Origin of the sequence: Nonomuraea sp. CA-218870 (assembly GCF_050936535.1) — a bacterium.
Lineage (GTDB): Bacteria > Actinomycetota > Actinomycetes > Streptosporangiales > Streptosporangiaceae > Nonomuraea > Nonomuraea corallina.
The window spans coordinates 2,654,494-2,673,833 of the sequence record NZ_JBNJMN010000001.1 but is presented as its reverse complement, the minus strand read 5'-3'; the positions used below and the strand labels follow the sequence as shown (position 1 = coordinate 2,673,833).

The window sequence follows — 19,340 nt, the reverse complement described above, 5'->3', positions numbered from 1 at the left end:
TCACCTTCTCACATGCTGAGAGTCTTCGGGTACGAGCACGCTCAGGCAGGTGACGCAGCCTTCCAGCTTCTCGAATTCCGAGATGTCGACCGCCACCACGGTGAGACCGCGCTGGTCCAGCAGTTCGGCGGTGCGGGGCGCGGAGGCCGCCATCAGGACGGTGTCGCCGCTGAGCGGCACGACGTGCGCGCCCGCTTCCTCCGGCGGCACCAGCAGGCCGGGCAGCCGGGCGTGCGCGGGGTCGCCGATGAGGGTGCCGTCGGGCAGCGCGGTCACGGCCGACTTCAGGTGGAGCACTCCGGACAGTTCGACGGGGACCACCCGGCGTTCGGGCAGCAGGGCGGCGAGCTGGGCGATGCCGTCGTCGTTGGTCCGCGCCGACCTGCCGACGTAGACGGTCTCGCCGACCTGCAGGACGTCGCCGCCGTCGAGCGTGCCCGGCCTCGTGATCCGTACCGCGTTCAGCCCGAGGTCCCGTACGGTCTGCTCGACGGACTCGACCTCGGGCCGCCGCTCCGGCGCGCCCGGCCGGGTCAGGACGGCGAGCCGGCCGGACACGACCACCGTGTCCTCCACGAACGGGGCGTCGGGCAGGTCGTCGGCGGGGGCGGCGTGCACGGGGCGCCAGCCGGCGGCGGCGAGCGCGGCGACGTAGGCGGCGTGCTGCTCGGCGGCGAGAGCGGGGGCGACGGGCTCGCGCGCGATGTTGGTGACGATGCCCTCGGCGATGCGGGGGCCGGGCTTCCTTACCACGGCGAGTCCAGGCATAGGGCGTGTTGTATCACGCGCGGGTTAGAGTCCCCGTATGCGGGACGACGAGATTCTGAGCAGGATCAAGGCTCTGGTCGACGAGGAGCACGGCCTGCGCGACAGGCTGCTTGCGGGCGAACTGGCCACGGACGAGGAGAACGCCCGGGTCAAGGAGCTGGAGGCGGCGCTGGACCAGTGCTGGGACCTGCTGCGGCAGCGGCGCGCCCGGCGCGGCGCGGGAGAGGACCCCGACGGCGCGTCGGCCCGTCCGGCGAGCCAGGTGGAGAACTACCGCCAGTAAATCGTTCGCCTGGGCGGGCGCGGGTGCGCTTGTCTGGTCCCATGCTGATCCAGCGGATCGAGACGGGCGAGCAGGCCGCCGGGCTGTACGAGACGTACGCGGCGAGCACGGCGGAGGTTCCGCGGCCGCTGTGGTCGCGCAAGCGGTTCTGCGCCCACCTCCTGGAGGGGTCGCCGAGGTCCCGGGTCGAGGCGTGGGCGGTGGCCGAGGACGGCCGGGTCGTCGCGGGCTACGCGCTGGGCTTCCCCCGCCACGACAACCCGCACCTGGCCACCCTGTTCACGCTGACGGTCCGGCCGGAGCTGCAGCGCCGGGGGGTGGGCACCGCGCTGCTGGATCACGCGGTCGGGCGGGCGCGGGCGGACGGCCGCGAGCTGCTGATCACCGACGTCACGCGCGCCGGCGGCCCGGGGTCCGCCTTCGCTGCCGCCCGCGGCTGCGCGGTGGCCCTCCACGAGACGCGCAGCGTGCTCGACCTGGCTACGGCCCACCTGGACGGGCTCGCCCGCCTGATGCCCGAACCCGGCGGTTACCTGCTGGAGCGCTGGACCGGACCGGCCGGTGACGATCTGCTGCCGGCGCTGGCGGCGGTGCTCGACGGCATGAACGACGCGCCGCGCGACGCGGGCGTCGAGGCCAGGCGGCACGCGGTCGACCTGGTGCGCGCCACCGAGGAGCGGATGCGGCGGGACGGCGAGGACTGCTACAGCGTGCTCGCCCGCCGCGCCTGCGACGGCGCGCCCGCCGGGATCACCCGGCTCTACCTGGACGCCGGCCGCGCCGACCGCTGGGGCCACCAGGGCGACACGGCCGTGCTCAAGGAGCACCGCGGTCACCGGCTCGGCCTGCTGCTCAAGCTTTCCAACCTGTTCCGCCTGCGCGAGAACGAGCCACGGATCGACCGGGTCGTCACCTACAACGCCGCCGGGAACCGGCACATGCGGGCGATCAACGAGGCCATGGGCTTCCGGCCGCTCGACGAGTGGCTGCAGTGGCGGCTGCCGCTGTGACCGGGCCTTCGCGCGGGCGCGGCACAATGGGTGATGTGACGGAAAGGACGGCGCTTCTTCGCCTCGCTCCGGAGCTGCTGCTGTTCCTTCCCGCGAGCCGGAGGGAGCCGGAGCGGCCGGTCGTCACCGACAGGTCGTCGACGCTCGGCCACCACGTGGAGTCCGCCGGGGTCCCGCTGACCGAGGTGGGCCCGATGACGGCCGGCGACCGCGGGGTGTCGCCGGCGTACGTGCCGAGGCCGGGAGACGTGGTGGACGTCGCGGCCGTGCCGCGGCCGCAGCCGCTGCCGGAGGCGCGTTTCCTGCTGGACGTGCACCTGGGGACGCTGGCCCGGCGGCTGCGGCTGCTCGGTCTCGACACCGCCTACCACAACGACATGGACGACCCGGCGCTGGTGGTGCAGGCCAACGCGGAGCGGCGGGTGCTGCTGACACAGGATCGCGGTCTGCTGCGCCGCCGGGCGCTGTGGCTGGGCGCGTACGTGCGCGGGTCGCGGCCGGACGACCAGCTGCGCGACCTGCTGGAGCGGTTCGCGCCGCCGCTGCGGCCGTGGACGCGCTGCACGGCGTGCAACGGCGAGCTGGTGGCCGCGTCCAAGGGCGAGGTCGCGGCACTGCTGCAGGCGGGGACCAGGCGCAGCTACGACGCGTACGGGCAGTGCCGGGAGTGCGGCCAGGTCTACTGGCACGGCGCCCACGGCGGGCGGCTGGACGAGATCGTCGAGTCCGCCCGGCGGTGGGCGACGGGGTGACGGTCACACCGCGAGGAGCCGGTGGACGTCCTCGCCGTGCAGGTCCTCGGCGTCGCCGGTGCGCACCACCTGGCCGGCGTCGAGGATGACGAACCGGTCGGCCAGCCGGACGGCGATGTCGAGATACTGCTCGACGAGGAGCACGGCGAGCCCGGAGGCGTGCAGGCGTTCGATGGCCTCCTCGATCTCCAGGATGATCGACGGCTGGATGCCCTCGGTGGGCTCGTCCAGGATGAGCAGCCGGGGCCGGGTGACGAGCACGCGGGCGATGGCGAGCTGCTGCTGCTGGCCACCGGACAGGTGCCCGGCCCGGCGTTTGAGCAGCGGCTTGAGCCCGGGGAAGAGGTCCAGCGCCGAGTCGACGGACTCCTTGCCGGTCCTGGCGGCCTCCATGGTCACCAGCAGGTTGCCCAGCACGGACAGCTGCGGGAAGCACTGGTGGCCCTGCGGCACGTACCCCATGCCGAGCCGCGCCCGCTCGTGGGTGGGCAGCCGGGTGACGTCGCGGCCGTCGAAGGTGACGGCGCCGGAGGTCGCGGGCAGCACGCCCATGATGGTGTTGAGCAGCGTCGTCTTGCCGACGCCGTTGCGTCCCATGACGCAGACGAGCTGCCCGGGGCCGACGTCGAGCGAGACGCCGAACAGCACCCGGGCCCTGCCGTAGCCGGATTCGAGCTCACTTGCCGACAGCATCGCTGGGCCTCCTCCCCAGGTAGACCTCCTGTACCCGCGGGTCGGCGCTGACCTGCTCCACCGACCCTTCGACGAGCACCCTGCCCTCGTGCAGCACCGTCACGGCCGAGGCGTGCCGGCGCAGGAACTCCATGTCGTGCTCCACCACGATCACCGTGTGGTCGTCGGCGATCTCGGTGAGCAGCTGCCCCGTACGCTCCCGTTCGTCCTTGGACATGCCGGCGACGGGCTCGTCCAGGAGGAGCAGGCGGGGCCGCTGTGCCAGCAGCATGCCTATCTCCAGCCACTGGCGCTGGCCGTGGGAGAGAACACCGGCTGAACGGCCGGCGAGCGGTTCGAGTCCGGTCCTGGCGAGCGCCTCCGCGACGGCGTCCGACACGCCTCGCCGCCGCGCGGCCAGCGACCACAGCGGTTTCCTGAAGCAGGCGGCCAGGTCGAGGTTCTCCAGGACGGTGAGCTCCTCGAAGACGACCGAGGTCTGGAAGGTGCGGCCGACGCCGAGCCGGACGATCTGGTGCTCCTTCCGGCCGACCAGGTCGTACCCGCCGAACCTGACCCGCCCGGCCGTGGGCTTCGTCAGGCCGGTGATCACGTCGATGAGCGTGGTCTTGCCGGCGCCGTTGGGGCCGATGAGGAAGCGCAGCTCGCCGTCGGCGACGGTGAGGTCCACGCCGTCGAGGGCGTGGAAGCCGTCGAAGACCACCCGCACGTCACGCAGTTCGAGCACGGCGTAACCTCCCCAGAAGGCCGGCGATGCCCTTCGGCGCCAGCGTCATGACCAGGATGAACAGCGCGCCCTGGAGGTAGAGCCAGCCGTTGGCGAACTGCTCGCTGAACGTGGTCTGGGCGTAGCCCATGACGACCGCGCCGAGCACCGCCCCGGCGAGCACCTGCCGGCCGCCGACGGCGACCGCGACGACCAGCTCCAGGGACGGGACGACGCCGAGCAGGGCGGGCGAGATGATGCCGACGACCGGGACGAACAGGGCTCCGGCGAGCCCGGCCAGACCGGCGGAGACGGCGAAGGTGACGGTCTTGACCAGGGCCGGGTCGTACCCGAGGAAGCGCACCCGGTCCTCTCCGTCGCGCACGGCGACCAGCAGCCTGCCGAACCTGCTGTTCACGAGCTGCCGGGTGGCCAGGTAGAGCATCCCGAGCACGCCCGCGACCACCAGGTACAGCACCCGCTGCGTGGAGTCGTCGGCCAGGTCGGCGCCGAACAGCTCGAAGAAGTTCGTCATGCCGTTGGTGCCGCCGGTCAGCCCCTGCTGCCCGACGAGCAGGATGACCATGGCGGCGGCCAGCGCCTGGGTGAGGATCGCGAAGTACGCGCCCCGTACCCGCTGCCTGAAGACCAGCGTGCCGAGCACGACCGCGAGCAGCACCGGCCCGGCCACCGCCATGGTCAGCGCGAACACCGGATCGGCGAACGGCGCCCAGAGCGCGGGCAGCTCCTCCACGCCGCTCCACACCATGAAGTCGGGCAGGCCGCCGCCGCTCTCGCTGAGCTTGAGGTACATGGCCATCGAGTAGCCGCCGAGGCCGAAGAAGACGCCCTGGCCGAGGGTGAGCATGCCGCCCTGCCCCCAGGCCAGCCCGATGCCGAGCGCCACGATCGCGTAGCAGAGGTACTTGGCGAGCAGGCTCAGCCGGAACGGCTCCAGTAGCAGCGGGGCGGCGACCAGGGCGATCACCGCGATGGCGGCGAACGGCAGGTTCCTTCTGATCATGTCAGCGCCCTCGATCTCAGGGCGACCAGCCCCTGTGGCCGCACCTGCAGGAAGCCGATGACGGCCACCAGCACGAGCACCTTGGCCAGGCTCGCGTCGGACCAGAACTCGGCGTACGAGTTGATCAGCCCCAGCCCGACGGCGGCGAGCACGGCCCCGCGCAGCTGCCCGAGCCCGCCCGCGACCACCACCAGGAAGGCGTCGACGATGTAGTAGGTGCCGAGCGCGGGGCCGACGGGGCCGATGAGGGTGAGCGCCACCCCGGCGAGCCCGGCCAGCCCGGAGCCGATGAAGAAGGTCAGCATGTCCACCCGGCCGGGGTCGATGCCGCTGGTGGCGGCCAGCCGCCGGTTCTGCACGACCGCCTGCGTGCGCCGCCCCAGCCTGGTACGGGTGAGGTACAGCCAGATGCCGGCCACGCCCGCGACGGCGAGCGCCATGATGAACAGGCGGTTGTACGGGAGGATGCCGACGCCGCCGGACAGCCACGACGGCGCGGGCACCTGCACGTTCGGGGCGCCGAACAGGTCGCGGGCGAGCTGCTGCAGCACCAGGCTGACGCCCCAGGTGAGCAGCAGCGTGTCGAGCGGCCTGCCGTAGAAGTGGCGGATGGCGCCGCGCTCCAGCGCCAGGCCCATGAGCCCGGCGACCAGGAACGCCGCGGGCAGTGCGAGCAGCAGGTCCTGGAGCAGGAAGGCGGTGTACGCGCCCGCCATGATGAACTCGCCGTGCGCCATGTTGATCACGCCCATCTGGCCGAACGTGACCGTCAGCCCGAGCGCCACCAGGAGCAGCACGGCCGCGATGGACAGCCCGATGGGGAGCTGGTTGACGACGGCCGTCATCACTCCTCCGCCAGTCCGCCGGCCCAGGAGTACCCCTTGAGGTACGGGTCGGGCTTGATCGGCTCGCCGGAGTCCCACACCTGCTCGATCAGGCCGTCGGGCCGGATGACGCCGATGCGGGCGGTCTTGTACAGGTGCTGGTTCTCGCCGTCGATGGTGACCAGGCCCTCGGGGCGTTCCAGGGCGATCCCGCCGGCCGCCTTCTTGACGGCCTCGACCTCGGTCGTGCCGGCCTTCTTGACCGCCTCGGCCCACAGGTGGACGGCGTTGTAGCCGGCCTGCATCGGGTCGCTGGTGACCTTGTCCTCGCCGTACGCGGCCTTGAACGCCTTGACGAACGCCTGGTTGGCCGGGGTGTCGGTGGTCTGGTAGTAGTTCCAGGCGACCGGGTGGCCGGCGATGTTGTCCACGCCGATCCCCTTGACCTCCTCCTCAGCGACGCTCACCGACAGCACCGGCATCGCCTCGGCGCTCACGCCGGCGCTCTTGAGCTGCTTGAAGAAGGCGACGTTGGAGTCGCCGTTGAGCGTGTTGAACACGGCGTCGGGCCTGGCCTGGACGACCTTGTTGACGAGGGTGGAGTACTCGGTGTGGCCGAGCGGGGTGTACTCCTCGCCGAGCACCTGCATCCCGTTCGCGGCCGCGTACGCTTTGATGATCTTGTTGGCGGTGCGCGGGAAGACGTAGTCGCTGCCGACCAGGAAGATCTTCTTCTTGCCCTGCTCCTTCAGGTAGTCGAGGCCGGGAATGATCTGCTGGTTGGTGGTGGCGCCGGTGTAGAAGATGTTCGGGGAGCTCTCCAGGCCCTCGTACTGCACCGGATACCAGAGCAGCGACTTGTGGCGTTCGAAGACCGGCAGCATGGCCTTGCGGCTGGCCGACGTCCAGCCGCCGAACACGGTGGCCACCTTGTCCTGCCTGATCAGCTTGGTCGCCTTCTCGGCGAAGGTCGGCCAGTCGGACGCGCCGTCCTCGACGACCGGGACCAGCTTCTTGCCGAGGACTCCGCCCGCCTGGTTGATCTCCTCGATGGCGAGCAGCTCGGCGTCCCGTACGGTGACCTCGCTGATGGCCATGGTGCCGCTGAGTGAGTGGAGGACGCCGACCTTGATCTCGTCCTCGGCGTCGGCGGAGGAGACGGACCCGGACGGCGGCGACCCGCAGGCCGCCAGGGTGCTGAGGAGAAGTGCGGAGACGAGGACGCGGGGGGTTCGCACCAGCAGTTCCTTCCTGCCGACCTGCCATTGGAAGAAAGGTGACTCCCTCGCGTGTCACGGATAGATCCCGCGTGTTAATTGCCGATTGCCACGCCCTCATCGGAACGCGGGTGTTCGTCATCTGGGCCGCTCAGCGGCGGAAACCGGCACGACATGGCGCGGCAACATCGGGGAAACGGAGGCTTCCTATCGTCCGGGCCATGCGGCTTACCCCACACGAGCAGGAACGACTGCTCATCCACGTCGCCGCCGGCGTGGCCCATGAGCGCCGGGCCCGCGGCCTGAGGCTCAATCACCCGGAGGCCACCGCGGTCATCGCGTCGTTCCTGATGGAAGGGGCGCGGGACGGCCGGACGGTGGCCGAGCTGATGGAGTCGGGACGTTCGGTGCTGCGCCGGGACGACGTCATGGAAGGCGTGCCCGAGATGCTGGACAGCGTGCAGATCGAGGCCACGTTCCGCGACGGCACCAAGCTCGTCACCGTGCACAGGCCGATCCCGTGATCCCGGGCGAGTACGCGCACCCCGAGGACGCCATCCCGCTGAACCCCGGCCGGCCGCGGGTGACGGTGCGGGTCGTGAACACGGCGGACCGGCCCGTGCAGGTCGGCTCCCACTACCACTTCGCCGCCGCCAACCCGGGGCTGGACTTCGACCGGGAGGCTGCCTGGGGGATGCGGCTGGACGTGCCGGCGGGCACCGCCGTCAGGTTCGAGCCCGGCGTGGCGCGCGAGGTCACGCTGGTGCCGCTGGCCGGCCGCCGGATCGTGCCGGGGCTGCGGCCCGAGCAGGCGGGAGCGCTCGATGACTGAGATCTCCCGGGCCCGCTACGCCGCGCTCTACGGCCCCACCACCGGCGACCGCGTCCGGCTGGCCGACACCGACCTGTTCATCGAGGTCACCGAGGACCGCTCGATGGGCCCCGCGGGGGCGGGCGACGAGGCCGTGTTCGGCGGCGGCAAGGTCATCCGCGAGTCGATGGGCCAGTCGAGGGCGACCCGCGCCGAGGGCGCCGCCGACCTGGTCATCACCGGCGCCGTGATCCTCGACCACTGGGGCGTGGTCAAGGCCGACGTCGGCGTCGTCGACGGCCGCATCACCGCCATCGGCAAGGCGGGCAACCCCGACACCATGGACGGGGTGGACATCGTCATCGGCCCGTCCACCGAGATCCTGGCCGGCAACGGCAAGATCCTCACGGCCGGCGCGGTCGACTCGCACGTACACCTCATCTGCCCGCAGATCCTGGACGAGGCCATCGGCTCAGGCGTCACCACGATCGTCGGCGGCGGCACCGGCCCGGTCGAGGGCACCAAGGCCACCACCGTCACCCCGACCTGGTACCTGGAGCGGATGCTGGAGTCGCTCGACTCCTACCCGCTCAACTTCGCGCTGCTCGGCAAGGGCAACACGGTCAGCGAGGAAGGGCTGCTGGAGCAGCTCAGGGCGGGCGCGTCCGGCTTCAAGCTGCACGAGGACTGGGGGACCACGCCCGCCGCCATCGACGCCTGCCTGTCCGTCGCCGACGCGACCGGCGTGCAGGTCACGATCCACACCGACACGCTGAACGAGGCCGGCTTCGTGGAGTCGACGCTGGCGGCGATCGGCGGCCGGGCGATCCACGCCTACCACACCGAGGGGGCGGGCGGCGGGCACGCGCCGGACATCATCCGCGTCGCCTCGTACGGCAACGTGCTGCCGTCGTCGACCAACCCGACCCGGCCGCACACCGTCAACACCCTCGACGAACACCTCGACATGCTGATGGTGTGCCACCATCTCAACCCGTCGATCCCCGAGGACCTGGCGTTCGCCGAGTCGAGGATCAGGCCGACCACGATGGCGGCCGAGGACCTCCTGCACGACCTCGGCGCGATCTCCATCATCGGCTCCGACTCGCAGGCGATGGGCCGCGTCGGCGAGACCGTCATCCGCACCTGGCAGACGGCGCACGTGATGAAGGCCCGCCGGGGGCGGCTCGGCGACGGCCCCGCCGACAACCTGCGGGCCCGCCGGTACGTCGCCAAGTACACGATCTGCCCGGCCGTCGCGCACGGGCTGGACGCGGAGCTGGGCTCGGTGGAGCCGGGCAAGCTGGCCGACCTGGTGCTGTGGGACCCGGCGTTCTTCGCGGTCAAGCCCACTCTGGTGCTCAAGGGCGGCGTGGTCGCCTGGGCCCAGATGGGCGACGCGAACGCCTCGATCCCGACGCCGCAGCCGGTGCTGCCGCGGCCCATGTTCGGCGCCGCGCCGGTGACGGCCGCCGCCACGTCACTGCACTTCGTGGCGCCGCTCGCGCTGGAGTCCGGGCTCGCCGACCGGCTCGCGGTGCGCCGCCGGCTCGTCCCGGTGGCCGACGTGCGGCGGCGCGGCAAGGACACGATGCCGCTCAACGACGCCCTGCCGCGCATCGAGGTGGCGCCGGACACGTTCGAGGTACGCGTCGACGGCGAACCCGTGGAACCCGCGCCCGCCCCGTCCCTGCCGCTGGCCCAGCGTTACTTCCTCTTCTGATGCACCCGGCGATCCTCCTGCTCACCGACTCCCGGCTCCCGGCGGGCGGGCACGCCCACTCGGGCGGGGCCGAACAGGCCGTGGCCCTCGGGCTCGTCCACGACCTGCCGTCCCTGTCGTCGTTCCTGCGGGGGCGCCTGCACACCGCGGGCGCCCTCGCGGCGGCACTCGCCGCCGCCGCCTGCCTCCTGGCCGCCCGCGTCCCCGGCGGGGTCCCGCCGTCCGGGGACGGGCGGCGCTCATGGGAGCTGCTGGACGCCGAGGCCGACGCCAGGACGGCGTCGCCCGCGCAGCGGGAGGCCGCGCGGACGCAGGGGCGGCTGCTGCTGCGGGTGGCGAGGAGGCTGTGGCCGTCGCCGGTACTCGACGCGCTGGCCGGGGAGGTGCCGAGCCCGCATCACCCGGTCGCGCTCGGCGCGGCGGCGCACGCGGCCGGCGCGACGCCCGGGGACGCCGCGCTCGCGGCGGCCTATCACGCGGTCACGGGTCCGGCCACGGCGGCGGTGCGCCTGCTCGGCCTGGACCCGGTGGCGGTGCACGGCCTACTCGCCGGCCTGACCCCCGAGCTGGCCCGGCTCGCCGAGCAGGCCGTTACTGACGCCCGGCCCGCCGGCCGTATCGAGCAGGCGGACCTCGACGTCCCACTCTCCGGCCGCGCCGAGCCGGCCGATCTCGACGTCCCACTCTCCGGTCGCGCCGAGCAGGGCGGGGGCGCGCTGGAGAGGTACGACTGGGGGGCGCTCGGAGCGCCGTCCGCACCCGCACTCGACCTGCTGGCCGAGCGGCACGCACGCGCGACGGTCAGGCTTTTCGTCTCCTGAGGAGGAATCCCGCGACATGGGCGCCAACCATGACGACCACCACCGCACCCCCGACGGCCACGGCAGAGCACTGCGGCTCGGGGTGGGCGGACCCGTCGGCAGCGGCAAGACGGCCCTGGTGGCCGCTCTCTGCCGAGCCCTCGGCCCCTCGCTCCAGCTCGGTGTGGTGACCAACGACATCTACACGACCGAGGACGCCGACTTCCTGCGCCGGGCCGGGGTGCTCGACGAGGAGCGCATCGCGGCCGTCGAGACCGGCTGCTGCCCGCACACCGCGATCCGCGACGACATCGCCGCCAACCTGGACGCCGTGGAGACGCTGGAACACCGGTTCGGCCCGCTCGACCTGGTCATCGTGGAGAGCGGCGGCGACAACCTGACGGCGACGTTCAGCCGGGGCCTGGCCGACCGGCAGATCTTCGTGCTGGACGTGTCCGGCGGCGACAAGGTCCCCCGCAAGGGCGGCCCCGGGGTCACCACGGCCGACCTGCTGGTGGTCAACAAGACGGACCTGGCCCCGATGGTGGGCGCGGACCTGGACGTCATGGCCAGGGACGCGGAGGCGGTGCGGGGCGGCAGGCCGGTGCTGTTCACCTCGATCAGGCAGGAGCCGGCCGTCGCCGAGGTCGCCGCCTGGGTGACGGACCAGGTCAAGTCCTGGCTGCACGAGCACGCCTGACATGCGCGCCAGAGCCGCCGTGGCCACCGCCGCCGGGCCGCGCCCAGACGGGACCGTGATCGCGCTGCTGCGCTCCGACCCTCCGCTGACGCTGCGTCAGACCGGTCCCGCGGCCGTGCACCTGGTGTCCACGGCGGCCGGTCCGCTCGGCGGGGACGACCTGGCGCTCGATCTGAGCGTCACCGCCGGGACCACGCTGGAGGTGGGCTCGGTGGCCGCCACGCTGGTCCTGCCGGGACGGGGCGAGTCGTCGATGCTGATCACCGCCGTGGTGGGCGAGGGCGCGACGCTCCGGTTCACGCCGGAGCCGACCGTGCTGGCCGCCGGATGTCTCCATCGCGTGTCCGTACGGCTCGCGCTCGCGCCGGGTGCGCGGGTGCTGTGGCGGGAGGAGATCGTCTTCGGGCGGTACGGGGAGCGGCCGGGCCGCTGCCGCACCCGCTTCGACGCGACGGTCGGCGGCCGGCCGCTGCTGAGGCAGGAGTTCACCGTGGGCGAGGAGTCGCTGGACTCCTCCCCCGCCGTGTTCGGCGACGCCGCGTGCGTGGGCACGACGCTCATCGCCGGGCCGGACGGGCCACCGGAGGCGCTGGTGACGGACGGCGTGGCCGTGCTGCCCCTGGCGGGTCCTGGCACGCTGGTCTCCGCGCTGGCGGCGGACGCGGTCGAGCTCCGCGCCAGGCTGCGCCGCGGCGAGTCGGCCGTCCTGCGGCCCGCCGGTGAGGAGTGGGTGTCGGTGGATGGCGCGCGGGACCGCCGCGGCTTATCGTGATCGTGTGGCCGAAGACCTCTCACCGTCTCCCATCAGGGCGGGCAGCCGGGGATACGCGGCGGTGATCGCGCTGGCCGGGGCGGCGCTGGTGCTGTGCGCGGTGCTGCCGTGGTCGGGGGTGCGGGCCAGCAGCTCCGTCATCGGCGGCACGATCTCCAGCGACACGCGCGGCATCGACGACATGCTCGGCGTCTACGCCCTGCTCGCCGGCCTGGCGGCGCTCGGGTGCGGCCTCGCGGGCCTGCTGGCCCGGCCGAGGCTCGCCGCCCTGGCGGCGGTGCCCGGAGGGCTGGCGATGCTGGTGCTGGTGATGTTCGTGTCGGATCCGCGGGGACCGGCCGACCGGGTCTCGCTCGATCTGGGCGAGTTGCTCTCGGTCGAGCCGGTGATCCGCTATGGCTGGTACGCGGCGCTGGCGGCCGCGTTCGCGGTGGTCCTGATGGCCGTCCTGGCGCTGGTCCGCCGCGGGTGAGGCCAGGTCAGGCGACCTTCGTCTCGGAGGTGATGGTCCGTTTGACCAGGCGGTCGCCGTTCATCCAGTGCCAGGTGCGGCACTTGTGCCGGCCGTCGCGGGACAGCTGGATGAGCTCGTACCGGTAGTTGTCGGGGTCGTCCTTGTACGACCACGTCAGCACGATCGTCTGGTCGTCCACCTGGCTCATCTCACCCTTGATGCGCTCGGTGTCGAAGTAGCCGATCCCGTCCTCGATCCGCCCGCCGAAGTCGAACACCTGCTGGCGGCCGTCGTCCCAGGTGTAGGTGTTGGTCTGGATGAAGCTGTACGCCCCGTCGATGTGGATGTACTCCCCACGCCACTCGCCGAGTCGCTTGTCCATGATCGGAATTCCGGGAACTGCCGCGCGAATGATTCCTCCTGGTCACAGGGTGATGGAGCGGTGGTTGACAGGTTGATGGCGGCGAGCTTAGCGTGACAATCAATTAAAATGGAACACTGTTCCGCAAACAGGAACATCCTCGCTCCCCGGAGGACATGTGACCGAGAACGACCGACAGCCGCTGGTCGAGGGGATCACCGCCGCGATCGTGGGTGTCACCGACTTCGGCCCGCACCTCGACCTCTTCCGCGACGAGCTGGGGTACGAGGTGGCCGGGGAGGGCGTGTCCCGGCGGCGGTCGCCGGTCCGCTGTGGGGCTCCGGCTCCGCGGACGTCGAGGTGAAGGCGCTGGCCGCGGCCGGGGCGGGCACCGGGCGCATCCACCTGGTCCGGGTGCCGGAGCCGGTGGCACCGGCGGAGCCGCCGCACAACCTCGACGTCGGCCTGGTCGGCATCGACCTGTACGCGCGCGACATCGAGGCCGCGCACGCCGGCTTCAGCGCCTCCGGCCGCGTCTGGACCGCCACAGCGGCTGGTCGGCGCGGACCCGCGACCTGGAGGCCGCCCTGGAACGCGTGCGCGCGACGGGCGGCGCCGTGACCGCCTCCCCGCTGGAGACCGACGACCCGCTGCACGGGCGCGCCCTGGTGGCCGCCGCCGACACCCCGAACGGCATCGCCGTCACCCTCTGGCAGCCCCGCGGCTGACCCCCCCTCGAATCCCCCGACCCGGTCCGACGTAAGGAACAGAGCATGCCCGTCCTACGTGGAGGCGCCCCCCTGTCGATCGCGGGCGGGGTGCGCGAGTTCGCCCGCGCCACCCCCTCGGCGATCGCGGTGATCGACGGTGAACGCACCCTCACCTACGCCGCGCTCGACGAGCGCGCCAACCGCCTGGCGTGCGCGCTGCTGGCCCGGGGCCTGACCACCGGTGACCGGGTGGCGGTGCTGCTCGGCAACCGGCTGGAGTATCCCGAGATCGCCGCGGGCATCGCCAAGGCGGGCCTGGTGATGGTGCCGCTGAACCCGAGGCTGACGGCGGGCGAGGCCCGCTACATCCTGGAGCACTCGGGCAGCCGCGCGATCGTCCTGGACGACGCCTGCGCCGCCGTGGCCGGGGACGCCGTCGAGGAGCTGCGGCTGACGGCGCTGTCCATCGACGGCGCGCAGACCGGGCGCCCGTACGAGGAGGAGCTGGCCGCGGCCCGCGTGGCCGATCCCGAGGTGCGGGTGGACGAGCTCGACCCGTTCTGCGTCACCTACACCTCCGGCACGACCGGGCGGCCCAAGGGCGTGGTGATCAGCCACCGCAGCCGGTCGCTCACGTTCTACTGCTCGGCGCTGGAGTGGGGGCTGGGCGCGGGCCGGGTGTCGGTCGCGGTGGCGCCGATGTACCACGGCGCCGGGTTCGCCTTCGGGTACGCCCCGGTCTACACCGGCGGCACCGTCACCATGCTGCGCAAGTGGGACCCGGAGGCGCTGCTGCGCGTGGTGGAGCGGGACCGGGCGCGGTCGGTGTTCCTGGTGCCGACGCACGCGCAGATGCTCCGGGCGCTGGACGAGGGCAAGCTCGCGGGCCACGACCTGAGCAGCCTGGACACCCTCTACTTCAACGCCGCGGCGCTGCCCTGGACGCTGAAGCAGTGGGTGATGGAGGCGTTCCCGGCCTGCGGCGTGCACGAGCTGTACGGGTCCACCGAGGCCGGCATCGTGACCAACCTCCGCCCCGTGGACCAGCGCCGCAAGCCTGGGTCGGTGGGCCACGCCTGGTACATGACGGAGCTGCGGGTGGTCGACGCGACGGGCCGGCCGGTCGGCCCGGGCGAGCCCGGCGAGCTGTTCAGCCGCTCGCCGTTCCTCATGAACGGCTACCACGACGACCCGGCGGCCACGGCGGAGTGCACGACCGAGGACGGCTTCCTGACCTGCGGCGACATCGTCGTCCGGGACGAGGAGGGCTTCGTGCACGTCGTGGACCGCAAGAAGGACATGATCATCTCGGGCGGGCTGAACATCTACCCGCGTGAGATCGAGGACGTCCTGTCCGAGCACGGGGCGGTCGCCGAGGCGGCGGTCGTCGGCACCCCGTCCGAGCAGTGGGGCGAGGAGGTCATGGCCTACGTCGTGCTGCGGCGCGGCGCCGAGGCCGCGGCCGAGAGCCTCTTCCCGGAGCTGGAGGCGCACTGCCGGGCGGGGCTGGCCGGCTACAAGGTGCCCAGGCGGTGGCAGGTCATCCCCGAGCTGCCCAGGAACGCCGGCGGCAAGATCCTCAAGCGCGACCTGAAGGCGCAGGCCGGCGCCTCCTAGGCCCTTGACCGGAAATACATCAGACAATTACGCTCTCTCGTGGAGAAACGACGTTTCATATAACGGAACAACCGGGCGTCAGGCCGGTGAGTGGAAGGACAACCTGGTGCGTCCCCATGTCGAGCTGATCCAAGAAGATGACTACGTCTGGCACGGCGCCGAGCTGGTCGGCGGCGAAGGACGGGCGAGCGAGCGCCGCCTGTCCGTCGACGAGGAGGACGGCTCCTCGTCGCTGCGGGTCGACTTCCACACCGACTGGGGCCGCGGGCCGGGCATCCACCACGCCAACACCGAGTACTACGTGCTCGAAGGCTCGATGACGTACGGCGGCCGCCGGATCGGCAAGGGCGGGTACGTGTACGCGCCCAAGGGCGTGCCGGCCGACGCGATCACGTTCGCCGAGGGCACCCGCATCCTGCACTACCGCGAGTACGGCGACGCCGGCTTCGACGCGGTCGACTCCCTCGCCGCCCCGCGCTGGGCGGACGCCCGCGAGGACGTCATCGTCATCGACAGCGACGCCATGCAGTGGGACGCGGTGCCGAACCCCGGCCCGATGCCCGGCCTGTTCATCAAGTACCTGCACGTCGACCCGGTGACGGGGTTCTACACCCGGCTGGTGCACGCCCAGGAGGGCTGGGCCGACCACCGCCTGGCCCACCACCCCTGCTACGAGGAGGCGTACACCACCCAGGGTCACATGGAGTACAACTTCGGCACCCTGGACCTCGGCACCTACTTCTTCCGCCCGGCCCGGGTCAAGCACGGCCACTTCACCTCGATGGAGGGCGGCGCGACGTGGCTGCTGCGCTCCGACGGCGAGCTGTTCAACTGGTACACCCAGAACGAGTGGGTGCGCTGGGGCGGCGAGGCCATCAACTACGGCCCCGGCGGCGGCGCCATGCGCTGGTCGCAGTCCTCCCACGAGCTCGGCGGCGTCTCCCGGCGCAGCGAGAAGGACATGGAGATGCTGCGGGTGTCGCTGGAGTACGCGCGGAGCCAGGGCGCCGAGGAAGGCGCCTACGTGGAACACGGCCTGGGCACCGACGCCAGCATGATCGCCATCGCCAAGGCCCTCGACACCGCCCGCCTCCAGGGCGGCCACGGCGAGCACGACCACGACCACGAGCACGACCACGGGGTCCCGGCCGCCGACTGGGGCGCCGAGCCGTCCGCGCTGGAGCACCCCGACCAGCGCACCGACGAGCACGCGTACAACTGGGGCGCGGGCCGCGTCTGGAAGCAGGGCGACCCCATCCCCGCGCCGATCCTCTCCAGCCTGCCCGTACGCAGCCGCTCCCGCGGCCGCTGGGACGGCGACGGCATGTAAGCGCTCCCGGCACCTCAAGAACCGCAGTGGCCGGGTCCTCAGGGGCCCGGCCACATCACATGTACGGAGTCCCCTTCGATGATTCTCGCCGCGCCGATCGAGCCGGTGCACGGGCTCAACGCCTACAGCCTGGCGATCTTCCTGCACATCGTCCTGTTCGCCTACTGGCTGGGCAGCGACATCGGCGTCTTCTACTCCAGCCGCTTCATCCTCCAGTCCGACCTGCCCACCCCGGCCCGCTCGGTCGCCGCCAAGATCATGCACGTGGTCGACATGGCGCCGCGCATCTGCCTGGTGCTGTTCCTGCCGAGCGGCGTGAGCCTGATGGCGCTCGGCCCGTTCGCCGAGGACTACTTCCCCTGGTGGTTCGTGGCGCTGGTCTGGGTGGCCGCGCTGGTCTGGCTGGCGCTGGTCGTCTACGACTACACGCGCGGCGCCACCGCGCTCGGCCGCGTCGTGCAGCGGCTCGACCTCGCCGTCCGGTACGGCCTGGTGGTCGTGCTGGTCGGCGTGGGCGCGTACATGATGGTGGCGGCGGAGCCGTTCGGGGTGCGGACGAACCCGAAGTGGCTGGGCGCCAAGCTGGCCGCCTACGGGCTCTGCATCCTGTGCGGGGTGATGATCCGCTGGCGGCTCAAGCCGTTCGGGCCGGCGTTCGGCAAGCTGGTCACCGAGGGCTCCACGCCGGAGGTCGAGTCCCGCATCCGCTCTTCGGTGCGCTCGTGCCTGCCGTACGTGTACGCGATCTGGTTCCTGGTGCTCCTGGCGGCCTTCCTCGGCGTCGTCAAGCCCGGCACCACCGCCTTCGGCTGACCGGAGACGAACGTCCGGCACGGGCCTCGCGTGGCCCGTGCCGGACGTTCGTTCAGGTGGGTGTCAGGCGCTCTCGCGGAGCTGCCCCAGGTAGGCGGCCTGGACGCGGGGGTCGTCGCGCAGCTCGGCCGCGCTGCCCTCCAGCCGCACCCGGCTTGATGACCTTCAGCGGCGCCAGGCCCAGCGACGGCTCGTCGAGCATGAGCAGACGCGGGTCGCCCATCAGGGCGCGGGCGACCGCGAGCAAGTTGCGCACCCGTTCGGGGCTGCCCCGCTCGATCACCTTGCCGCTCTCCAGCACGGTGGTCTCGTCGCAGAGGTTCATCACGAAGTCCACGTTGTGCTCTATCAGCGCGACGGCCAGCCCGCGCTCGCGCAGCGCCCGGCAGAGCCGGGCCAGGGCGTCGAGCTCGTTGGTCGTCAGGCCGGTGGCGGGCTCGTCCAGGATGAGCACCTTGGGCCGGCTGGCCACCGCGCGGACGACCTCCAGCAGGCGCTTCTGGCCGGAGCGACCCCTCAGTCGGCGCAGGTCAGTGACGCGCGTAGCGGCCCGAGGGCTCTCCGACGGTCTCGCCGTCGCGGAAGCGCACCTGCCCGCCCACGGCGGTGACGACCGGCCAGCCGGTCAGCTCGACCCCCTCGAACGGGGTGTGATCCTGACCGGACAGGCACACCTCGTTGGTGACGGCCTGCGCCAGCTCGGGGTCGACCACGGTCAGGTCGGCGTCGAAGCCCACCATCAGGCTGCCCTTGCGGCCCCACAGGTTGTAGGCGCGGGCCGGGTTGGCCGAGGCCAGCTCGGCGATCCTGGACAGCGGCAGACCACGCTTGCGGTGCCCCTCGGAGAACAGCACCGGGTAGAGCAGGGCGGTGCCGCCGAAGCCGGGGCGGGCCGGCCAGAGCTGGTCGCCCTTCTCGGCCTCCATGCAGCAGGCGTGGTCGGAGGCCACCCAGTCGATGGCGCCCTCGGCCACGTGCCGCCACAGGGCCTCGTTGTCGGCCTTGGTGCGGATCGGCGGGTTGACCTTGCCGCCGAGGCCGCCGGCCGCGTCCAGCGTGTCGTGGTCCAGGCACAGGTGGTGCAGGGTCGTCTCGGCGCGCAGGTCGCCGCCGAACGAGCGGCGGGCCAGCGCGACCGCGTCCACGGCCTCCGCGCTCGACAGGTGGAGCAGGTTGAGGTTGGTGCCGGTGTGCGAGGCCAGCGTGGTGGCCTCGCCGATGGCGACCCGCTCGGTCAGCGGCGGCCGGCCCTCGTGGTAGGCGCGCAGCGTCTGCGGGTCGCCGTTGGCCCGGACGCGGTCGATGAACACGCGCATGAGCTCGGACTGCTCGCAGTGCAGCGACACCGAGAGCCGTTTGTCCGGGTTGGCCTTCTGGACCGCGGTGATCTGCTCCATCAGCAGGTAGAGGTGGCCCAGGTCGTACTCGTCGCCCATGGTGAAGGAGCGCGCGTCGCGGCTGTTGGCCGCCAGGTCGAACCCCTTGTAGAACATGTAGTACTTGAACGACGTGACCCCGTGCTCCTCCACCAGCATCGGGATCTCGGCGATCTGGTCCACCGTCATCGGCGCGAGATGGAAGGCGTAGTCGGTCCAGGTGCGCCCGGAGACCGCGTTCAGCACCTCGGGGAAGATCTCCTTGTACGGTCCCGTACGGTCGAGGTAGTGGGAGCCGGTGCGGAAGTACGACAGCACCGTGGTGGCGCCGCCGACCAGCGAGGAGCGGGTCTCCTCTAAGGCGTCGAGCGCCAGGTCCCGGTAGATGCCGAGGTGGAAGTGGGCGTCCACGGCGCCGGGGAGCACCACCTTGCCGCGGGCGTCGACCACCTCATCGGCTTCGGCGGCGGGGATGTCCTCGGCCAGGGCCGCGACCTTGCCGTTGGAGACCGCCAGGTCGGCGCGGAATTCGCCGTGGTACGGCAGGACGACGGTGCCACCCTTGACGAGAAGGTCGTATCGGGACATGGAGATGG

24 protein-coding genes are annotated in these 19,340 nt (G+C 72.1%); 15 read left to right on the top strand and 9 right to left on the bottom strand.

The annotated features are described in order from the left end of the window. Positions 1–768 carry a dimethylargininase gene (gene ddaH / locus ACQEUU_RS13135; protein WP_433064878.1) on the bottom strand — a complete coding sequence of 256 codons (768 nt, stop codon included), beginning with the start codon at positions 766–768 and terminating at the stop codon, positions 1–3. Between the two features lie 37 nt (positions 769–805). Between ddaH and ACQEUU_RS13130 the strand changes: the two genes are divergently transcribed. The 3 genes from ACQEUU_RS13130 to ACQEUU_RS13120 are packed head-to-tail and all read left to right on the top strand — an operon-like array spanning position 806 to position 2,813. Further along, positions 806–1,051: a DUF2630 family protein gene (locus ACQEUU_RS13130; RefSeq protein WP_433064876.1), complete on the top strand. Its 246-nt coding sequence runs from the start codon at positions 806–808 to the stop codon at positions 1,049–1,051. Between the two features lie 41 nt (positions 1,052–1,092). After that, positions 1,093–2,061: a GNAT family N-acetyltransferase gene (locus tag ACQEUU_RS13125; protein ID WP_433064873.1), complete on the top strand. Its 969-nt coding sequence runs from the start codon at positions 1,093–1,095 to the stop codon at positions 2,059–2,061. A 35-nt stretch (positions 2,062–2,096) separates the two neighbouring features. Further along, positions 2,097–2,813: a Mut7-C RNAse domain-containing protein gene (locus tag ACQEUU_RS13120; protein ID WP_433064871.1), complete on the top strand. Its 717-nt coding sequence runs from the start codon at positions 2,097–2,099 to the stop codon at positions 2,811–2,813. Positions 2,814–2,816: 3 nt separating this feature from the next. On the opposite strand, the gene urtE is transcribed toward ACQEUU_RS13120, so the two are convergent. Genes urtE through urtA form a run of 5 tightly spaced genes read right to left on the bottom strand, consistent with a single transcriptional unit; the run spans position 2,817 to position 7,298 of the window. Then, positions 2,817–3,506: an urea ABC transporter ATP-binding subunit UrtE gene (gene urtE / locus ACQEUU_RS13115; RefSeq protein WP_433064868.1), complete on the bottom strand. Its 690-nt coding sequence runs from the start codon at positions 3,504–3,506 to the stop codon at positions 2,817–2,819. Further along, on the bottom strand, positions 3,490–4,233 hold the full coding sequence (urtD, locus tag ACQEUU_RS13110) for an urea ABC transporter ATP-binding protein UrtD (RefSeq protein WP_433064865.1): 744 nt from the start codon (positions 4,231–4,233) through the stop codon (positions 3,490–3,492). The genes urtE and urtD overlap by 17 nt, the downstream gene beginning before the upstream one ends. After that, entirely contained in the window at positions 4,217–5,236 is a 1,020-nt protein-coding gene (gene urtC, locus ACQEUU_RS13105; RefSeq protein ID WP_433064862.1) for an urea ABC transporter permease subunit UrtC, read from the bottom strand. The genes urtD and urtC overlap by 17 nt, the downstream gene beginning before the upstream one ends. After that, positions 5,233–6,081, bottom strand: coding sequence for an urea ABC transporter permease subunit UrtB (gene urtB, locus ACQEUU_RS13100; RefSeq protein WP_433064859.1), 849 nt, complete (start codon positions 6,079–6,081; stop codon positions 5,233–5,235). The genes urtC and urtB overlap by 4 nt, the downstream gene beginning before the upstream one ends. Next, complete coding sequence (gene urtA, locus ACQEUU_RS13095; protein ID WP_433064856.1) at positions 6,081–7,298, bottom strand: urea ABC transporter substrate-binding protein; 1,218 nt, start codon at positions 7,296–7,298, stop codon at positions 6,081–6,083. Before urtA ends, urtB begins: the two co-directional genes overlap by 1 nt. A gap of 200 nt (positions 7,299–7,498) precedes the next feature. Here urtA and ACQEUU_RS13090 point away from each other — a divergent pair, with 200 nt between their 5' ends. Genes ACQEUU_RS13090 through ACQEUU_RS13060 form a run of 7 tightly spaced genes read left to right on the top strand, consistent with a single transcriptional unit; the run spans position 7,499 to position 12,555 of the window. Next, a complete protein-coding gene (locus ACQEUU_RS13090) occupies positions 7,499–7,801 on the top strand; it encodes an urease subunit gamma (RefSeq protein WP_433064854.1) in 303 nt (100 codons plus the stop codon). Then, positions 7,798–8,109 carry an urease subunit beta gene (locus tag ACQEUU_RS13085; RefSeq protein ID WP_433064851.1) on the top strand — a complete coding sequence of 104 codons (312 nt, stop codon included), beginning with the start codon at positions 7,798–7,800 and terminating at the stop codon, positions 8,107–8,109. The genes ACQEUU_RS13090 and ACQEUU_RS13085 overlap by 4 nt, the downstream gene beginning before the upstream one ends. After that, complete coding sequence (locus ACQEUU_RS13080) at positions 8,102–9,811, top strand: urease subunit alpha (RefSeq protein ID WP_433064848.1); 1,710 nt, start codon at positions 8,102–8,104, stop codon at positions 9,809–9,811. Before ACQEUU_RS13085 ends, ACQEUU_RS13080 begins: the two co-directional genes overlap by 8 nt. Next, positions 9,811–10,632: an urease accessory protein UreF gene (locus ACQEUU_RS13075; RefSeq protein ID WP_433064845.1), complete on the top strand. Its 822-nt coding sequence runs from the start codon at positions 9,811–9,813 to the stop codon at positions 10,630–10,632. Before ACQEUU_RS13080 ends, ACQEUU_RS13075 begins: the two co-directional genes overlap by 1 nt. 16 nt (positions 10,633–10,648) lie before the next feature. Continuing rightward, the gene (ureG, locus tag ACQEUU_RS13070) at positions 10,649–11,311 is read left to right on the top strand and encodes an urease accessory protein UreG (RefSeq protein WP_433064842.1); all 663 of its coding nucleotides are present in this window, start codon (positions 10,649–10,651) and stop codon (positions 11,309–11,311) included. Position 11,312: 1 nt separating this feature from the next. Beyond that, the gene (locus ACQEUU_RS13065) at positions 11,313–12,083 is read left to right on the top strand and encodes an urease accessory protein UreD (protein ID WP_433064839.1); all 771 of its coding nucleotides are present in this window, start codon (positions 11,313–11,315) and stop codon (positions 12,081–12,083) included. Positions 12,084–12,087: 4 nt separating this feature from the next. After that, entirely contained in the window at positions 12,088–12,555 is a 468-nt protein-coding gene (locus ACQEUU_RS13060) for a hypothetical protein (protein WP_433064836.1), read from the top strand. Between the two features lie 7 nt (positions 12,556–12,562). Here ACQEUU_RS13060 and ACQEUU_RS13055 read toward each other — a convergent pair whose 3' ends face one another. Beyond that, positions 12,563–12,919, bottom strand: a complete 357-nt coding sequence (locus tag ACQEUU_RS13055) for a hypothetical protein (protein WP_433064833.1) — start codon at positions 12,917–12,919, stop codon at positions 12,563–12,565. 157 nt (positions 12,920–13,076) lie between these two features. Between ACQEUU_RS13055 and ACQEUU_RS13050 the strand changes: the two genes are divergently transcribed. From ACQEUU_RS13050 to ACQEUU_RS13030, 5 genes are all read left to right on the top strand, one after another. Then, entirely contained in the window at positions 13,077–13,262 is a 186-nt protein-coding gene (locus ACQEUU_RS13050) for a hypothetical protein (RefSeq protein WP_433064830.1), read from the top strand. Beyond that, positions 13,259–13,519 (top strand): hypothetical protein, encoded by a 261-nt coding sequence (locus tag ACQEUU_RS13045; RefSeq protein WP_433064827.1) that lies wholly within the window; start codon positions 13,259–13,261, stop codon positions 13,517–13,519. The genes ACQEUU_RS13050 and ACQEUU_RS13045 overlap by 4 nt, the downstream gene beginning before the upstream one ends. 152 nt (positions 13,520–13,671) lie before the next feature. Next, on the top strand, positions 13,672–15,225 hold the full coding sequence (locus ACQEUU_RS13040) for a class I adenylate-forming enzyme family protein (RefSeq protein ID WP_433064824.1): 1,554 nt from the start codon (positions 13,672–13,674) through the stop codon (positions 15,223–15,225). 106 nt (positions 15,226–15,331) lie between these two features. Continuing rightward, positions 15,332–16,555, top strand: coding sequence for a DUF4437 domain-containing protein (locus ACQEUU_RS13035; RefSeq protein ID WP_433064821.1), 1,224 nt, complete (start codon positions 15,332–15,334; stop codon positions 16,553–16,555). Positions 16,556–16,633: 78 nt separating this feature from the next. Then, entirely contained in the window at positions 16,634–17,368 is a 735-nt protein-coding gene (locus ACQEUU_RS13030; protein WP_433064819.1) for a hypothetical protein, read from the top strand. Positions 17,369–17,420: 52 nt separating this feature from the next. Here the strand turns inward: ACQEUU_RS13030 and ACQEUU_RS13025 are convergent, their stop codons facing one another. Both ACQEUU_RS13025 and ACQEUU_RS13020 read right to left on the bottom strand, forming a co-directional pair. After that, on the bottom strand, positions 17,421–17,840 hold the full coding sequence (locus tag ACQEUU_RS13025; protein ID WP_433064816.1) for a hypothetical protein: 420 nt from the start codon (positions 17,838–17,840) through the stop codon (positions 17,421–17,423). Positions 17,841–17,898: 58 nt separating this feature from the next. After that, on the bottom strand, positions 17,899–19,332 hold the full coding sequence (locus tag ACQEUU_RS13020; protein ID WP_433064813.1) for a dihydroorotase: 1,434 nt from the start codon (positions 19,330–19,332) through the stop codon (positions 17,899–17,901). Between the last annotated feature and the right edge of the window lie 8 nt (positions 19,333–19,340).

Excerpts from the sequence above, each read along its gene's own strand:
- ddaH (WP_433064878.1), bottom strand. The coding sequence starts at position 768 with ATGCCTGGACTCGCCGTGGTAAGGAAGCCCGGCCCCCGCATCGCCGAG.
- ACQEUU_RS13130 (WP_433064876.1), top strand. The coding sequence starts at position 806 with ATGCGGGACGACGAGATTCTGAGCAGGATCAAGGCTCTGGTCGACGAG.
- ACQEUU_RS13125 (WP_433064873.1), top strand. The coding sequence starts at position 1,093 with ATGCTGATCCAGCGGATCGAGACGGGCGAGCAGGCCGCCGGGCTGTAC.
- urtE (WP_433064868.1), bottom strand. The coding sequence starts at position 3,506 with ATGCTGTCGGCAAGTGAGCTCGAATCCGGCTACGGCAGGGCCCGGGTG.
- urtC (WP_433064862.1), bottom strand. The coding sequence starts at position 5,236 with ATGATCAGAAGGAACCTGCCGTTCGCCGCCATCGCGGTGATCGCCCTG.
- urtB (WP_433064859.1), bottom strand. The coding sequence starts at position 6,081 with ATGACGGCCGTCGTCAACCAGCTCCCCATCGGGCTGTCCATCGCGGCC.
- ACQEUU_RS13090 (WP_433064854.1), top strand. The coding sequence starts at position 7,499 with ATGCGGCTTACCCCACACGAGCAGGAACGACTGCTCATCCACGTCGCC.
- ACQEUU_RS13080 (WP_433064848.1), top strand. The coding sequence starts at position 8,102 with ATGACTGAGATCTCCCGGGCCCGCTACGCCGCGCTCTACGGCCCCACC.
- ACQEUU_RS13075 (WP_433064845.1), top strand. The coding sequence starts at position 9,811 with ATGCACCCGGCGATCCTCCTGCTCACCGACTCCCGGCTCCCGGCGGGC.
- ureG (WP_433064842.1), top strand. The coding sequence starts at position 10,649 with ATGGGCGCCAACCATGACGACCACCACCGCACCCCCGACGGCCACGGC.
- ACQEUU_RS13065 (WP_433064839.1), top strand. The coding sequence starts at position 11,313 with ATGCGCGCCAGAGCCGCCGTGGCCACCGCCGCCGGGCCGCGCCCAGAC.
- ACQEUU_RS13055 (WP_433064833.1), bottom strand. The coding sequence starts at position 12,919 with ATGGACAAGCGACTCGGCGAGTGGCGTGGGGAGTACATCCACATCGAC.
- ACQEUU_RS13040 (WP_433064824.1), top strand. The coding sequence starts at position 13,672 with ATGCCCGTCCTACGTGGAGGCGCCCCCCTGTCGATCGCGGGCGGGGTG.
- ACQEUU_RS13030 (WP_433064819.1), top strand. The coding sequence starts at position 16,634 with ATGATTCTCGCCGCGCCGATCGAGCCGGTGCACGGGCTCAACGCCTAC.
- ACQEUU_RS13020 (WP_433064813.1), bottom strand. The coding sequence starts at position 19,332 with ATGTCCCGATACGACCTTCTCGTCAAGGGTGGCACCGTCGTCCTGCCG.